This is a genomic window from Allobosea sp. OAE752, from assembly GCF_050433265.1.
Lineage (GTDB): Bacteria > Pseudomonadota > Alphaproteobacteria > Rhizobiales > Beijerinckiaceae > Allobosea > Allobosea spartocytisi.
This window is the reverse complement of the sequence record NZ_JBNPXO010000004.1, coordinates 451961-467859: the sequence shown is the minus strand read 5'-3', so window position 1 is coordinate 467859 and position 15899 is coordinate 451961. Positions and strand designations below refer to the sequence as shown.

General features: G+C 69.7%; 14 protein-coding genes. 6 read left to right on the top strand and 8 right to left on the bottom strand.

What is annotated here, in order from left to right:
* Positions 1-2: 2 nt before the first annotated feature.
* The 4 genes from GGC47_RS13860 to GGC47_RS13845 form a co-directional block, all read right to left on the bottom strand.
* Positions 3-1400 (bottom strand): tetratricopeptide repeat protein, encoded by a 1398-nt coding sequence (locus tag GGC47_RS13860; protein WP_142022216.1) that lies wholly within the window; start codon positions 1398-1400, stop codon positions 3-5.
* A gap of 70 nt (positions 1401-1470) precedes the next feature.
* Positions 1471-2667 carry an OpgC family protein gene (locus GGC47_RS13855; protein ID WP_142022217.1) on the bottom strand — a complete coding sequence of 399 codons (1197 nt, stop codon included), beginning with the start codon at positions 2665-2667 and terminating at the stop codon, positions 1471-1473.
* Positions 2667-4319 carry a thiamine pyrophosphate-binding protein gene (locus tag GGC47_RS13850; protein WP_142022218.1) on the bottom strand — a complete coding sequence of 551 codons (1653 nt, stop codon included), beginning with the start codon at positions 4317-4319 and terminating at the stop codon, positions 2667-2669. Before GGC47_RS13850 ends, GGC47_RS13855 begins: the two co-directional genes overlap by 1 nt.
* Before the next feature lie 73 nt (positions 4320-4392).
* A complete protein-coding gene (locus tag GGC47_RS13845; protein WP_142022219.1) occupies positions 4393-5289 on the bottom strand; it encodes a CE1 family esterase in 897 nt (298 codons plus the stop codon).
* 164 nt (positions 5290-5453) lie between these two features.
* On the opposite strand from GGC47_RS13845, the gene GGC47_RS13840 reads away from it, so the two are divergent.
* From GGC47_RS13840 to GGC47_RS13820, 5 genes are all read left to right on the top strand, one after another.
* A complete protein-coding gene (locus GGC47_RS13840) occupies positions 5454-6029 on the top strand; it encodes a sigma-70 family RNA polymerase sigma factor (protein ID WP_142022220.1) in 576 nt (191 codons plus the stop codon).
* Between the two features lie 82 nt (positions 6030-6111).
* A complete protein-coding gene (locus tag GGC47_RS13835; RefSeq protein ID WP_142022221.1) occupies positions 6112-6753 on the top strand; it encodes an NrsF family protein in 642 nt (213 codons plus the stop codon).
* Positions 6754-6811: 58 nt separating this feature from the next.
* A complete protein-coding gene (locus GGC47_RS13830) occupies positions 6812-7903 on the top strand; it encodes an ABC transporter ATP-binding protein (RefSeq protein ID WP_142022222.1) in 1092 nt (363 codons plus the stop codon).
* Positions 7900-8883: an ABC transporter ATP-binding protein gene (locus GGC47_RS13825; RefSeq protein ID WP_142022223.1), complete on the top strand. Its 984-nt coding sequence runs from the start codon at positions 7900-7902 to the stop codon at positions 8881-8883. The genes GGC47_RS13830 and GGC47_RS13825 overlap by 4 nt, the downstream gene beginning before the upstream one ends.
* A gap of 29 nt (positions 8884-8912) precedes the next feature.
* Entirely contained in the window at positions 8913-10382 is a 1470-nt protein-coding gene (locus GGC47_RS13820; RefSeq protein ID WP_142022224.1) for an alkaline phosphatase family protein, read from the top strand.
* A gap of 104 nt (positions 10383-10486) precedes the next feature.
* Here the strand turns inward: GGC47_RS13820 and GGC47_RS13815 are convergent, their stop codons facing one another.
* The 4 genes from GGC47_RS13815 to GGC47_RS13800 form a co-directional block, all read right to left on the bottom strand.
* Positions 10487-12049, bottom strand: a complete 1563-nt coding sequence (locus tag GGC47_RS13815) for an ABC transporter substrate-binding protein (protein WP_142022225.1) — start codon at positions 12047-12049, stop codon at positions 10487-10489.
* A gap of 62 nt (positions 12050-12111) precedes the next feature.
* The gene (locus GGC47_RS13810) at positions 12112-12879 is read right to left on the bottom strand and encodes a glycerophosphodiester phosphodiesterase (protein WP_113253151.1); all 768 of its coding nucleotides are present in this window, start codon (positions 12877-12879) and stop codon (positions 12112-12114) included.
* Between the two features lie 4 nt (positions 12880-12883).
* Entirely contained in the window at positions 12884-13765 is an 882-nt protein-coding gene (locus GGC47_RS13805; protein WP_142022226.1) for an ABC transporter permease, read from the bottom strand.
* Positions 13765-14706, bottom strand: coding sequence for an ABC transporter permease (locus tag GGC47_RS13800; RefSeq protein ID WP_113253158.1), 942 nt, complete (start codon positions 14704-14706; stop codon positions 13765-13767). The genes GGC47_RS13805 and GGC47_RS13800 overlap by 1 nt, the downstream gene beginning before the upstream one ends.
* A gap of 260 nt (positions 14707-14966) precedes the next feature.
* Here GGC47_RS13800 and GGC47_RS13795 point away from each other — a divergent pair, with 260 nt between their 5' ends.
* A complete protein-coding gene (locus GGC47_RS13795) occupies positions 14967-15899 on the top strand; it encodes an acetamidase/formamidase family protein (RefSeq protein ID WP_429068412.1) in 933 nt (310 codons plus the stop codon).

The following is a 15899-nucleotide window of genomic DNA, read 5'->3' as shown; positions in this document are numbered from 1 at the left end:
TGTCAGTGAGCGATGGCGAGAGGCGTTGCAGCGACGGCAAGCGCGGCGAGACGGCCCGAGGGCTGGCGGCGCAATTGCGCCAGACGGCGCATGGCGAAGCGGTTGGCGCCGCCGCGCCGGGCGAGGCGCTGTTCGAGGATGCGGGCCGCGAGATCGTGGCTGCCGGCGCGGATCAGGCTTTCGATATGGGCCTGCTCGAACAGGTCGCGCTGGGCATGGCTGCCACCGATCGCGAGGAGGCCGCTGCGGGCCGCGCCGAGCAGGCGGGCCGCCTCCGCATGATCGCCTTCGCTGAAGGCGATCAGCCCATGGGCCGCAAGCGCGCCGCTGCGCGCAGCTTCGGCCCGCTCGCGGCTCGGATGGGCATGCGCATCGCGGACGAGGCTTTGCGCGATGCTCTCGGCGGCATCGCGCTGGCCGGCGCCGAGCAGCGAGAGCAGATAGTGCAGGTCGGCGAAGACGAGGCGGCCGTCCTGCACCCGGCCTCCCGCCTTGGCGGCAAGCTCCTCCCAGCGATCGCCGACATCGACGCCGGCATAGTCGAGCCGCGCCAGCAGCGAGGCACCGTTGGCGATGTCGCGATAATCGTCGGTCGGCTCGGCGCGGATCTCGTCGTCATAGAGCCGCAGCACCTCGGCGGTCTCGCCGCGCTCCAGCCGGAACAGCGCGAGGTGCCAGAAGATGTGGAAGCGCAGATTATTGGCATGGGCGATCTCGCGGCCGTCGCCGAGCCAGGCGACGCCCTCGTCGGCGCGGCCGGTCATCTCCAGCACATGGGCGACGGCATGCCGGCCCCAGGCGTCGCGCGGACTCAGGCTCACGGCATGGCGGCCGGTGCGCTCGGCCTCGGCATAGAGGCCGCGCTCCTCCAGCGCGAAGGCGTAGCAGCCATGGACATAGCCGGCCAAGGGATGGCTCTCGCCAAAGCCCGGCGCGAAGCGATGCAAGGTGGCGAGCATCTCGCGCTGGTCGCCCAGCACGAAGCGCAAACCGTGCGAGAGCTTGAGCGCGAGCACGTCATGGGGATGGGCGAGCAGGATCGCCTCCAGCCGTTCCGCCGCCCGGCGCGGGGCATCGTCGAGCCAGAGCGCCAGCGCCTCGATCACCATCTGCTCGCGCCGCGTGATCGGCCGTAGCAGCGCGGAGGATCGCGCGGTCACCAGACAGTCTCGGGCCGGGGCGAGCAGCTCGGCCCGGGCGAGCGAGAGCAGCATCAAGCCCTTCGCGGCATGGGCGAGCGCGAAATCCGGATCGGCGGCAAGCGTGCGGGCGAGATGCTCGGGCGTCGCCGCGGCATGGGCCAGCAGGGCTTCCAGCGTGTCGTTCCAGGCGAGGCGCGCGGAATCGTTCGCGATGGTGAGACTGTCGCCGGAGAGGTCGTGATAGAGGGGCTGGGACATGGGCTGCTCCATTGCAGCGCTCTTTTCGAGCGCTCATCAGGGAGTTCGCAGAGGCGCGATCAAACGCCGTTCAACTCGCTTCACGGACCCGTGTTTGCAGGGCCAGGCCGGGCTGTGCCGGCGCCGGCGGCTGGACGGCCGGTTTCGGCGCCGGCCCGAGCCAGGGCGTGCTCTTGAACCAACCGACCACGATCGCCGTGGCGAGGATCAGCGCGAAGCCGGTGAGGTTGAGCAGCGCCACGACCAGTTCGCTGCGGCCGGCGACATCGGCCACGACGCCCAGGAGCCGTGCCAGCACGACGCTCGCCAGGAAGCAGGCCAGCGACTGCCGACCGATCAGGATGAGGAGATGGCCGATGCCGCGGTCCAGCCGCTGGCGCCAAGGTTCGATCAGGCTCAGCACGAGATAGGCCAGCGCCAGGAAGTGCAGCACGCGCAGGATGTGCAGGTCGTTCTTCTCAGTCGCGGGCAGGATGAGATCGTGCAGGGCCTGCGCCGCCGGCCAGTGGTCGAGCACGCCCCAGAAGGAGAGCGGCACCGACAGCACGAGGAAGAGCGCCGCCGCCAGCATCAATCGGGCATCGCCGAGGCGAGGCACCGGCAGCCATTTCATCGCGCTGAAGAAGCCGATGAAGAAGATGAATTGCCAGGCGAAGGGGTTCAGGAACCAGCCGGCCCCGGTCCAGGGATTGCCGGGCAGGTTCAGCCCTTCCGTCCAGACCAGCGCATAGAGCAGCGCGACGAGCAGGAAGGGCAGCGCCGCATGCAGGCGCCGGAGCAGCATCATCACCGGTACCAGCCCGAGGATGACGAGATACATCGGCAGGATGTCGAGATAGTCCGGCTGCCAGGTCAGCGTCGCCAGGCCGAGCAGCGCGCGTTCCGGATCGGCGGAGAGCGGCGGAAACTGTTTCGCCAGCACGCCGAGGTCGAAGAGCCGGTCGATCCCGGCCGCCAGCGCGATCAGCGCCAGAACCACGCCGATCTGAGCCCAGTAGACCTGCCAGATCCGGTAGGCGATGCGGGCGGTGCCCAGCCACAGGCCGCGCCGCACGAAGACGCTGCCGAAAGCGAGCGCGCTGGCGATGCCGGAGCAGAAGACGAAGAGCTCGGCGCCGGAGGAGAAGCCGAAGCGAGCCGGAATCCAGGCGTTCCAGCTATTCTCCGGCAGATGCGCGATGAAGATGATCAGCATCGTCAGACCACGGAAGACATCGAGCCGCTCGTCGCGCGGGCGCTTTGCCGGTTTGTCGTGAGGCGCGACCATCAGAAGGCCCCCTCGTATTGCCCGGCGTCGATGCGGCAGGCGAGGATGGTGAAGCCGTCTCGGGCGAAGGCGGCGGCAGCCTCGCGGCGCAGGCTGTCCCGATCCGCGACCGCGACGCCGTGGCCGCCCATGGCCCGCGCCACAGCCGCGAAATCGGTGCCGCCGAAATCGACGCCGGCCCGCGCCAGGCCCATCTGACGTTGTTTCAGCGCGATCAGGCCGAGGCTTTCGTCGACGAGGGTGACGATGACCACGGGCAGCCCGAGATCGCGCAGCGTCGCCAGTTCGCCGAGCACCATCTCCAGCCCGGCATCGCCGACGAAGCAAAGCACCGGCCGGCCCGCGCCGAGCGCGGCGCCGGTGGCCAGCGGCAGGGCGCAACCCATGGTGCAGAGCCCGGTCGATTGCAGCAGCCGTCGCGGCCCGTCGCAAGTCCACATCTGGCTGAGCAGGATGCGATGCGCGCCGGAATCAGCGGTGGCGACCGTGCCGGCCGGCGCGACGTCGCGCAGAACCTCGAAAACGGCATGCGGTCCCCAGATCGGAGGCGCCGCAAAGGCCTCATGGAAGCGGGCCCGCACCGCCGCGGGCTCGCCGCCGGGCCAGACGGCTTGCACGGGCGGGAGCGCTTCCGTCAGCCGCGTCAGGATGGCGCCGACATCGCCTTCGAGCAGCAGGGTCGAGGCATGCATGCCATGCGGCAGCGCCTCGGCGACGATGTCGATGACCGGCTTGTCCTCCGGCCAGGGATTGCGCCAGCCCTGGCGCATCTCGATCGGGTCGTAGCCGGCGAGAACGATCAGATCGGCCGCCTCGATCAATGGCCGGACGATCGCGTCGGCCTTGGGCGAGAGGCCGACGCCGCCGATGACGCGCGGGTCGGCTTCCGGCAGCAGCCCCTTGGCCTTGTAGGTCGTCAGCAGCAGCGCGCCGGTGCGGGTGATGAAGCGTTCCAGCGCGGCGGCGTTGCCGTCATTGACGAGGTCGAGCCCGGCGATGACGAGCGGCCTGCGCGCCGCCGCGAGAAGCTTGCTCGCCTGACCGAGATCGGCCGGCACGGCCGGCTCGGGCAGCTTCATCGCCCGGGGCGCGCGGCGCGGCCCCCTTGCCTCCGCCACCGAGATCGGCAGGTCGACATGCACCGGGCCGGGCCGTCCGCTCCGGGCGAGCGCGACCGCCTTGGCGATGACGAGGTCCTCGGTTCCGGGCGCGGCACGGAAACTCGCCTTGACCAGCGGCCGCAGCACGGCCTGATGGTCGAAGACCTGATGGGTGTAGCTTTCGGCGAGGGCCTGGTCGACGCAGCCGGTGATGAAGAGCAGCGGCACGCGATCCTGCTGGGCATTGGCGACGACATTGACCGCATTGGCGACGCCGGGACCCAGCGTCGCCACCAGAACCGGCAGCGCTCCGGTCACATGCCACACCCCCTCGGCCATGAAGCCCGCCGCATTCTCGTGCTTGGCGAGCAGGAAGCGGATGCCGGCACGTTCCAGCGCATCGACCAGCGCCAGCACCTCGCCGCCCGGGATGCCGAAGGCATGGGTCGCGCCTGCCACTGCCAGCCCGGCGGCGATGATGTCGGCACCGGTGACGAGCCCGTCCGGGGCGATGCCGGCGGCGCGGGAAGCGGATATCGGGTCGTGGCGCATAGGCATCTCTCCGGCGGCCCGCGAGGGCGGCGTTGCCAGTGAGATCGCAGCCGGAGCGGCGCCGGTTACATCCTCACGGAGATGTGAGCCTGGCGCCGGCGGCCAGAGGCGCGGGCTCGGCCGGCATCGTCAGGCGCCAGGCGCGCTCGACCCAGGCCGCATCGGCGACATGGCCGCCGCCATGCAGGCAGAGTTCGAGCCGCGCCTCGCCGCCGCAGCCGCTCGCCAGCCGGCAGGTCAGCGCCGTTCCTCCAGCCACGGCGTCGCGCGCCGCATCGGCCCAGCCGGCCGTGCAGCCGCCGGGCGCGAGGATGGCGAAGCTCTTGAAGACATCGCCTTGCCTGTAGCCCTGGCGCAGCGCCCGGCCCGCGAGCGGCACGGTGCTGTCGCTCGTGCCGTGGACATGGATCAGCTTCGGTCGCGGGCCGGCACAGCTCTCCGGCAGAGGTTCCCAGAAGGCACCGGCGATCGGCGCGAAGGCGGCGAAGCGCGTCGGCATCCGGCAGGCGAGATACCAGACCATCGAGCCGCCCTGCGAAAAGCCGCTCGCCATCAGCCGGTGGGGATCGACCGGGAAGCGGCGCGCGATATCGTCGAGCATCTCGGCGACAAAAGTGAACTCGTCGCGGTTGCGTGCCGGAGAGCCGGGGAAAGACCAACTGCGGCCGAGCCCTTCCGGCGCAATCAGCGCGACGCCGAGCCGCCGTGCCACCGCAACCAGGGCGGGATCCGCGATCACCTCCGCGGCCGTGCCCTGATAGCCGTGGAAAAAGACGATGGCGCCACCCTGCCGTCCCGGCTTGGCCTCTGGCGGCAACAGGATGCGATAGGAGCCGCTCGCGACCTTGCAGCCTCCATCGGCCGGACACGGTTCGGCCGATCGGCCCGGCTGCTGCGCCTGCAAGGGCGCCGCGCCCGCGAGGATGGCGCCCAAGCCGACCAGAAAGGCGAAACGAGCAGCGGGAGCCATCAGCGATCCTCCGGGCAGGCAGGCACCGCCTCCCTGCGCAGGAGCGCGAGCGTATCGGCCCTGTCGGCAAGGCTCATCATGCGGTCACGCGCTTGTGAGCCGGGCGCCGCCATGCGACGGGATAAGCGGGATCGGCTTCACATCACCGGAAAAGCGCACCGGCCTTGTCGCTCGAAGAGTTCGAAACGCAGCTCAGGCCCGTCTTCCTCGCGGCGCTCGCCGGCGACGCCTTCGCCTATCGGCGCTTTCTCGACGCGATCGGGGGGCGCCTGCGCGGCTATCTCAGGCAGATGCTGGCGCGTGCCGGCCGGCATGAGCCGAGTGAGGCCGAGGACGTTTTGCAGGAGGTGCTGCTAGCGCTGCATCTCTCCCGCCACACCTATGATCCGGCGAGCCCGGTCACGGCCTGGGCCCATGCGATCGCGCGTTACAAGCTGGTCGACCATCTGCGCCGCTCCGGCCGCCATGCCGGCAACCTGCCGCTCGACGACGAAGCCTTCCAGCTCGCCGACCGGCCGGAGGCGCCATCCACCGAGGCACGGCTCGACCTCGACCGAGCCATGGCGAGCCTGCCCGAACGGACACGCGGCCTGATCGACCGGGTCAGGCTGCAGGGTGCGAGCGTCGCGGAGGCGGCGGATGCCGCCGGCATGACCGAAAACGCGGCCAAGGTCGCGATCCATCGCGGCCTGCAAGCCATGGCGAAATTCCTCTCGCGGCGCGGGGAAAGACCGACATGACCCGCTGCGACATCCCATACCCGTAACGTTTCGCAAGCGCCCCGCGAATTCCCGTTGAAGCAGGACAACCGAAAAAACGGACATGCAGACCAACGAGCTGATTTCCCTGATGAGCGCGAGCCACCGGCCGGTGGATACCGGCTGGCTGCGCCGCGCCACCTGGCTCGGCGCCCTCTGCGCGCTCGCGGTGACGGCCGGACTCGTCCTGCTCACGCTCGGCGCGCGGCACGATTTCGGCCGTGCCTGGCTGACCACGCCGGTCCTGGCCAAGATGCTCCTCGGCGCCAGCGTCGCCGGCATCGCGCTGCCGCTGTTCCAGCGCAGCCTGCGGCCCGGCCTGAAACCGGCGCGGCGCCTGCCGCTCGTGGCGTTGCCGATCCTTCTGGCCGCCGGCTGGGCTCTGCTGACGCTGGTGCAAGTGCCGGCGGAGCAATGGAGCACGCTAATCTTCGGCCGCTACTGGCGCGCCTGCCTCATCGCCGTGCCGCTCTATGCGCTGTGTCCGCTCATCGTGCTCTTGCTGCTGGCGCGCCGGGGGGCTCCGGTGGACGGGCCGCTGACCGGCGCCTGCGCCGGCCTCGCCTCGGCCGGATTGGCGACGGTCGCCTACGCGCTGCACTGCCCCGACGATGCGGCGCCTTTCCTGGCAACCTGGTACACGATCGCGATCGCCTCGATGACCGCTCTCGGCGCCCTGATCTTTCCGCGCTTCCTGCGCTGGTGAGCGCCAGCGGCGCCAGCTGTCACAAGACGGTCATGGGCTGGGCGGTACTCCGCTCGGCATGTCGCGAATATCAGGTCAATCATCGGATCGGCCGCAATGGCCCGCTCCCGGCCACGCTGCCACGGCGGGCCGCCCGGCGCTTCTGCGCCTTCAGGATTTCACCGTCACCCTGTCGGGCACCGTGCCGATCGTGCGCGGCATCGACCTGTCGGTCGGTCGCGGCGAGGCGCTCGGCATCGTCGGCGAATCCGGCTGCGGCAAGAGCATCACCTGGCTCGCGGCGCTGCGCCTGCTCGGGCGCAACGTCACCACGGGCGGTGAGGTCCAGCTCGACGGGCAGGATGTCGGAGGGCTTTCCGAGCGCGAGCTCGCACGGGTCCGCGGCGGCCGCATCGCCCTGATCTTCCAGGATCCGGCCAGCGCGCTGAACCCGGTGCAGCGCATCGGCACGCAGATCGCGGAGGTGCTGCGCCTGCATCGTGGCCTGACCGGGGAACCGGCGCGCCGCGAGGCGCTGCGCCTGCTGGACCGTGTCGGGATCGCCGATGGACCGCGCCGCCTCAAGCAATATCCGCATGAATTCTCGGGCGGCATGAACCAGCGGATGATGATCGCACTGGCACTGGCAGGCGAGCCCGACGTGCTGATCGCGGACGAGCCGACGACCGCGCTCGACGCCACCATCCAGGCGCAGGTCCTCGACCTGATCCGCGAGCTGCGCCGCGAGACCGGCATGGCGCTGATCCTGATCTCGCACGATATCGGCGTGGTCGGCGACCTCTGCGAGCGGATCGCGGTGATGTATGCCGGACGGATCGTCGAAACCGCGGCGACGCATGACCTGCTCACCCGCCCGCGCCACCCCTACACCCAGGGCCTGCTCGCGGCGCTGCCGACGCTCACCGGTCCGCGCCAGCGGCTGACGCCGATCCCCGGCACCGTGCCGGCACCCGCCGCCATTCCGCCCGGCTGCGCCTTCGCGCCGCGCTGCCCGATCGCCGTCGAGCGCTGCGGACGCGAGCTGCCGGAACTCACCTTCGCGGCGCAGGACCAGCGCGCGGCCTGCCTGCGGCTCGGCGAGCCGATCTCGCTTGAAAGCGCGGCCCTTCCGGTCATGACGATGCCAGCGCAGGTCGGGGCGCCGGCATGAGCGTTCTTCTCGATGTTCGCGACCTCGCCCGCGAATACCCGGTCTCGACAGCCGGCGGCGTGCGCCGGATCCTGCATGCCGTCGACGGGGTGAGCTTCTCGCTCGAACGCGGCCGGACGCTCGGCATCGTCGGCGAATCCGGTTGCGGCAAGTCGACCACCGCCAAGCTCGCGCTCGGCCTCCTGCCAGCGACGCGGGGGCAGATCGATTTCGAGGGCCAACCGGTGACCGCACTGCGCGACCGGGCCTGGCGCGCCTTGCGCCGACGCATGCAGCTCGTCCATCAGGACCCGCTCTCCGCGCTCGACCGGCGCCTGCCGGTCGGGCAGCAGGTCGTCGAACCGCTGGTCATCCACACGCTCGAAGACAGCGCGGAAGCACAGCGGCAGAAGGCGCTAGCGCTGTTCGACGCGGTGGGCCTGCGGGCCGATCTGTTCGAGCGCTATCCGCATGAGCTTTCGGGCGGGCAGCGCCAGCGCGTCCTGCTTGCCCGCGCGCTGGTGCTCGAGCCGGCGCTGCTCGTCTGCGACGAGCCGATCTCGGCGCTCGACGTCTCGGTCGCGGCGCAGGTCATCAACCTGATGCAGGATCTGCAGGCGCGCTTCGGCATGGCCTATCTCTTCATCAGCCACGATCTCAAGGTGGTCCGGCAGATCGCCGACGAGGTCGCGGTGATGTATCTCGGCCGCATCGTCGAGCAGGGGCCGCCGGATGCGCTGTTCCATGCGCCGGCCCATCCCTATACCGAGGCGCTGGTTTCGGCCGTGCCGACGCCGTTGCGCGGCACGCAAGGGCGCATCATCCTGAAGGGCGACCCGCCGAATCCCGTCGACAGGCCTTCGGGCTGCGCCTTCCATCCGCGCTGCCCGCGCACCGTGGCCCGCTGCCGGGAGGAGGTGCCCGTGCTGCGGCCCGTGGCCGATGGCCGGCTCGCCGCCTGCCATCTGGCGGTGGCGGCGCCCGCCATGGCCGCAGCCTGACCGTTTGCCTTGCCGACCCCGGAGACGAGATGAGCCGCCCCAACCAGCCGACCGCCGACCGTGTCGTCATCGCCGTCTTCGACGGCTTGCGGCCGGATCTCGTCACGCCCGAGCTCACGCCGAACATCCTGCGGCTCGCCGCGCGCGGAACCTGGTTCCGGCAGGCGCGGAGCGTCTTTCCCTCGGTGACGCGGGTGGCCACGAGCTCGATCGCGGCCGGCGCGCCACCGATCGTCCACGGCATCGTCGGCAACGCCTTCTATCATCGCGAGGCGATTCCCGAGCGGATGTTCGATACCAGCGATGCCGCCCAGATCCGCCGCGCCGAGGCGCATCATGACGGGCGCCTGCTCGCCGCCGACACCTTCGGCGACGTGCTGGCCCGCGCCGGCAAGCGGCTGGCGGTGGTGCATACCGGTTCGGCCGGCTCGGCGCATTTCATCAATCCGCGCGCCCGTGCCAACGGGCACTGGACCTTCTCGATGCACGGCGCCGGGGCGACCCAGACGCCGGAGGCGGTCGAGCAGGCGATCGCCCGCCTCGGCCCGCTGCCGGAGCGCGAATTGCCCCGGCTGCAGGAGCTTGCCTATGGCGGGCGCGTGATGACCGAGATCGTGCTGCCGGAACTCCGGCCGGATGTCGCCCTGATCTGGTTCAACGAGCCCGACACGACCTTCCACTATCGCGGTCTCGGCTCTCCCGAAGCCATGGCCGGCCTGCGCGAAGCCGACCGCGCCTTCGGCAGCATTCTCGACTGGGTCGAGGCTCAAGCCGATGCCGAGCGCATCGCGGTGATCGTCGCTTCCGACCATGGGCAGATCTCGACCGGTTCGGTCGAGCCGCTGTTCGAGACGGCGCGCGAGGCCGGCTTCGACCTCAGCGCGGAGAAGGCGATCAACGGCGCGACCCTTGTCGCCACCGGCGGGATGAGCGGTGAAATCCGCCTGCGCGAGGGCGAGCGCGGCGAAGTCGAGCGCATCGCAAGCTGGCTGATGGAGCATCCCACCATCGGCCATGTCTTCTCGCGCGACCGTAACGGCGTCGAGGGCGAAGTCGCGGGCACGCTCTCATTGAGCCTGATGAATACGGGCCATGCCGAGCGCCAGCCGGAATTGATGTTCATCCTGAAATCGACGCTCGAGGCCGATCAGTACGGCCTGCCCGGCCTCGGCGCGATGACGCCGGGCGACGTACCGCTCGGTGGCGGCATGCATGGCGGCATCAACCCGCATGAATTGAACACCGTGCTGATCCTCGGCGATGCCAGCGGCCATGGCGGCGTCTCGCAGGAACCGGCTGGCATCATCGACATCGGCCCGACCGTGCTCGGCCTGCTCGATCTCGCACCGGCGGCGACGATGATGGGGCGCAATCTCGCCGCTCCGCCCCTCGAGGAGGCCCGCGTCGCGCGGCATTCCGCCGGCACCGGCGCCTTCGCCCAGCATGTCGATATCGTCGAGCAGGACGGCCGGCGCTTCATCCTCGGCGGCGGGCAGTAGAGCTCACGGGTTTCCAACCTGGCGCGGCAAGCCCATGACGACGTCGAATGCAAAAAGGGCGGCCCATGGCCGCCCTTTCCAATTTCAGAGGCCGAACCCAAGCCTCAGGCCCTAGCGAAGCTCAGATTGTCCGGCCGCAGATCCATGAAGTAGAAGGTCGTCGGCCGCCAGCCGATCGACTTCTTGATCGCGTAGGCCTCGCTCGGCTGATAGAGGATCGTCGCCGGCGCCTCATCCTCCCAGATATCGAGCATCTGCGTGAAGAGCGCCTTGCGCTTCACTGGGTCGGTCTCGGCCTCCAGCGCCGTGCCTGCCTTGTTGAAGGCCTGCGTCGAGGTCCAGAACTTCGAGACCTGGATCTCGCCGGCCGGGCCCCAGGCCACCCAGATCGAGCCGAGCGGATCGGGCAGGCGCGTCGAGTTCGACCAGTTGAAGATCTGCGTGTTGGCGCCGCGCATCTGGGTCGAGTTCTCGACGACCTGCAGCGAGGCGTTGATGCCGACGGCCTTCCACTGCTCGGTCAGGATCTGCGCGGCCTCGAGCGCATTGGTGTAGTAGTTGGCCTGCGTCCGGTAGACGATCGGCTCGCCCTTGTAGCCGGCTTCCTTGAGCAGGGCCCGCGCCTTGGCTGGGTCGTAGGAGAGCTTGCGGCCCTCGACGAACATTGGGCCGTATTCCGGGAAATTATGGCTCGCCGGCACCTGCGCCGTGCCCTGCCAGAGCGCCTCGACCAGCTTCTGGCGGTCGATCGCGTAGTTCAGCGCCTGCCGGACGCGCTTGTCGGAGAGCACCTTGTCCTGCTCGTTATAGGCGAGGACATGAACGTTCGCGAGCACGACCGAGCGCACGTCGATGTCCTTGTAGCCGCCGACCACGCTCATCTGGTCGGGCGGGATATTGGTGACGAGGTCGTAATCGCCGGCGACGAGGCCGGCGACGCGCGCCGCCAGTTCCGGCACGCGCTTGAAGATGACGCGCTTGGCCGTCGGCTTGCCCATGAAATAGTCGTCGAAGGCTTCCAGCACCGTGGCGTCGGCGGCCGAATGCGAGACGACGCGGTAGGGGCCGGTCGCGACCGGCTTGCGCGAATAGGCCTCGAAGCCCATCGCCTCATAGGCGCGCTTATTGACGATCCAGGCGCACCAGGAGGCGAGGCGCTGCTCCAGCAGCACATCGGCGACCTTGGTCTTGAAGCGCACGGTGTAGCGGTCGATCGGCTCGACGCCGGCGAGGATGCCGAAATAGGGCTTTCCGCCCGGGATCTGGGCCTTGTCGCCCCACATCCGGCCTTCACGGAAGGTGTAGGCGACGTCCTCCGAGGTCAGCTCGTCACCATTGTGGAACTTCACGCCCTGGCGCAGCGTGACGACGAGTTCCTGCGGCGAGACACGCTCCCATTTCGTCGCCAGATGCGGCTTGAGTTCCGAGCCGCCGCCATCGGCAGCACCGAGGAAATCACGCCGGATCAGCGTGTCGAAGATCGAATAGGTGACGCGGGTGCCGACATTGGAGAGCTCGCGCGCCGGTTCCAGCGTCGCCGGCAGATCGGCCACCGCGACGGTGAAGTTCGGGCGGCTGTCATCGGCGGCGAAGGCGGTCGGCAGAGCGAACGCGACCGGCAGGGCGGCAGCGCCCTCGATGAAGCGGCGGCGGGACAGGACGGGCATGGGGTTCCTCGCAAGACATCGAGCGGCGCTGGCAAGCCGCGCCGCGATGCGGCTGCCTTGCATCAGATTGACGACGGGCCGGTGACAGTTCGGGCCGAGAGAAGCAGGCTGGGATCATCGAGCATCACGGCGTCGGGACCGAGCGCCAGAATGCGGGCGATGCCCTGCGCATCGATCCGGCCGACCGGGAAAGGCGGATAGCCGGGCTCGGGCACCGAACGCGGCTGGCCGGCCATGATGACGGTGGTCATGCCGGCATCGCGCACGGCATCGAGCCGCTCCGGCGTCGCATCGCCCTGCCAGAGACGGAATCCGTCGGCGCCGGCAGCACGCGCCTCGGCGACGCTGTCGGGGTCGGGCAGCAGGGCCAGGATCGCGATCTCCGGCGACAGCCGGCGCGCCGCCGCGATCAGATCGATGTCGCGAAGGCCGAGCAGGCTGCGCGGAAGCGCATCGGCGGCCTCCAGCACGGCCAGGATCGGTGGCAGGATGGCGGGGTCGCACAGCTTGACGTCGAGCAGGAGCCCGAGCGGCGTGGAGGCCGCGATCGCCTCGTCGAGCGTCAGCAGGCCGGGCAGGATGGTCCGAAGCGTCGCGAGATCGGTGTCGGCGACCCGTCGCGGATAGCCGGCGAGGCGCGTCAGATCGGCATCGTGCAGACAGACGAACGCGCCGTCCGCGCTCAGGCGCAGATCGGTTTCAACCATCTCGGCGCCGGCCCCGGCGGAAGCCGCGAAGGCCTCGGCCGTGTTCTCCGGCCCGAGCAGGGCTCCGCCCCGATGCGCGATCGCGAGCGGGCGGGGAGCGGCGGCGAAGAAACCGGGTCGCATCGCGTCAGTGCCTCTCGCTGGTCGGGTCGAAACGATCGCGCAGCCAGTCGCCGAACAGGCTCATCGACAGCGTCGTCAGGAAGATCGTCAGGCCCGGAAAGATCGCGATCCACCAGGCGTTCAGCAGGTAGCGGCGGCCCTCGCCGAGCATCAGCCCGAGCGAGGTGCCCGGCGGCTGCACGCCGAGCCCGAGGAAGGAGAGCGAGGTTTCTAGCAGGATCGTGCCGGGGAAGTTCAGCGTCGCCTGAACCACCAGCGCCGCGGCGATATTGGGCAGGAGATGGCGCAGGACGACCCGCGAGGGGCTCGCACCCAGCGCCTCGACGGCATTGATGTAGTCGCTCTCCTGTTCGGAGACGACGAGCCCGCGCGCCAGCCTCGTATAACGATCCCAGCCGTCGATGCTGACGAGGATGATGAACAGGACGATGTTGTTGCCGAAGAAGGCCAGCATGGTCAGCGCGAGGAAGAGCGCCGGAATCGCCGCCTGGGCATCGACCAGCATCATGATGGCCTGGTCGACGAAGCCGCGCAGCCGCGCCGCGATGAAGCCGAGCAGCGTGCCGAACATGGCGCCGATCAGGGTGCCCATCACGGCGATCAGGATCGAGGTGCGGACCGCGAAGATCATCCGGCTCAGGATGTCGCGGCCGAGCTGGTCGGTGCCGAGCCAGTGGGTCGTGCCCCCGGCTTCCGTGAGAGGCGGCTTCAGCCGGGCGGCGAGGTTCTGCGCGGTGTAGGGCAGCGGCGCCAGCCAATCCGCGAGCAGCGCGACCAGCACCACGGCGAGCAGGAAACCGGCCGAGAGCTTGACGACCGGCGACATCCGGTTGCCGGAGGCGCGGGTGGCCGGCGCCGGCGCGGCGGAAAGGTCGACGGCCGCCATCAGGCCTGTTTCCCAAGGGCGCGGGAGAAGCCGCCGAGCCGGGGATCGATGAGGATATGCACGATATCGACCAGGAGATTGGCGCCGACCATGATGACCGTCACGGTGAAGATCACGGCCTGGACCACGGCGAGGTCGCGCGTCGAAACCGAATCGACCAGGAGCCGGCCGACCCCCGGCCAGGCGAAGATGGTCTCGACCACCGCGCTGCCGGCGAGGATATGGCCGATCTCGATGCCGATGAACATCAGCAGCGGCACCGCCGCATTGGGCAGGGCATGCCGGATGATCACGCGAAGCGGCATCACGCCGCGTCCGCGCGCCGCCCGGATATAGGGCTTGCCCAACACTTCCAGCGTCGCGGTGCGGGCGAAGCGCGCAAGCCTTCCCGCGAGCGGCAGGCCGAGCGTCACCGTCGGCAGGATCAGGTGCCAGAGGCTGTCCGAGCCGGCCGAGGGCAGCACGCGCAGCTTCAGCGCGAAGAGCAGGATGAGCAGGATGCCGAGGAAGAAGACGGGAATGGCATAGCCGAACACCGCCACTGCCATGGCGAGCCGGTCGGCGGCGCGGTTGTGGCGCAAGGCGGCGAGGACGCCGAGCGGCAGACCGACGAGGAGCGCCAGCATCAGCGCGGAGGAGCCGAGTAGGAAGGTCTTCGGCAGGGCCTCCACCACGGCGGCGAAGGCCGGCCGGTCATCGGCGAAGGACAGCCCGAAATCGCCGCGAACCGCGCTGGCGACATAGCGCAGATATTGCTCGGCCAGCGGCCGGTCGAGGCCCCAGGCCTCACGATAATGAGCCCGCACATCCGGCGGCGTATCGCTCGGCAGCATGATCTCGGCCGGGTCGCCGGCCAGGCGCAAGGCGAGGAACACGGCCGACACGCAGATCGCGATGGTCAGCAAAGCGCGCAGACTGCGAAGGGCCAGGAAACGAAACATCGACATCGGGTGCAGAAGATGGGGAAGGTGCTTCTGCAAGCCCTCTTGCGACAGGCTGATGACAGGCCGCCGATCGCCTTCCCTTTGTCGCCGCGCCGGGCGGACGATCCATGCGTCTCCCACTCGGCACCGACCTGTCCCGGCGAAACGAGCAGGGCGCCCTGCCGTCGTTGCCCCTTCCCGGCCGCGCTTCTTCCCTTACGATTTCACCACGGAGCGGATCGCCGCTTCGCGTAAGCTTGCCGCAGCAGAGGTCCGTCATGACGCGCCATCATTTCCAGCCGACGCAGTATTCGAACGTGATCGGCACCCTGCCGGCCGTGCTGGAAATCGCAAGCGGCGACAGCGTCGTCACGACGACGCTCGACGCGGCCGGGGTCGGGCATGACGGCGGCCAGAAGGCGCCGCGCGGCAACCCGATGACCGGTCCGTTCTTCGTGACCGGCGCCGAGCCCGGCGACGCGCTGCTGGTGACGATCGAGCGGATGACGCCGAATCGCGGCACCGGCTGGACCTATTCGCCGCTGGCGCCCGGCGTGCTCGACCCGGCCGCGCTGGCCGATCTGCCGAAGCGCGAACGGTATGAATGGGCGATCGATGCGACGGCCGGCACGGTGAAGCTGCACGAGCCCTCGCCGCGCATCAAGGAGTGGAGCTTCCCGCTCGCGCCGATGCTCGGCTGCTTCGGCGTCGCGCCCGAGCGCGGCCAGGCGATCTCGACGGCGACGAGCGGCCCCTATGGCGGCAATATGGACTATCGGTTCTTCGGTCCGGGCGCGACCATCGCCTTCCCGGTCTTCGCGGCCGGCGCCCTGTTTTTCCTGGGCGACGGCCATGCCTGCCAAGGCGACGGCGAGATCGCCGGCACCGGCGTCGAGACCTCGTTCGAGGTCGAGTTCCGCGTCGAGCTGCGCAAGCAGCAGGGCCTGCGCTGGCCGCGCTGCGAGACCGCGACCGATCTGCTGGTCATCGCCGCCGGGCGCCCGCTCGACCAGCCGCTGCAATTCGCAACCACCGAGATGCTGCGCTGGATCCAGGCCGATCTCGGCGTCGATGCCGTCGAGGCCAGCCATCTGCTCGGACAGGCGGTGCGCTACGATGTCGCGAACGTCTTCAACCCGGCCTATTGCGTCGCCTGCCGGCTGGAGAAGACCGAGATCACCCGCGGCATGTCACTGCGCGGCAAGGGCTGA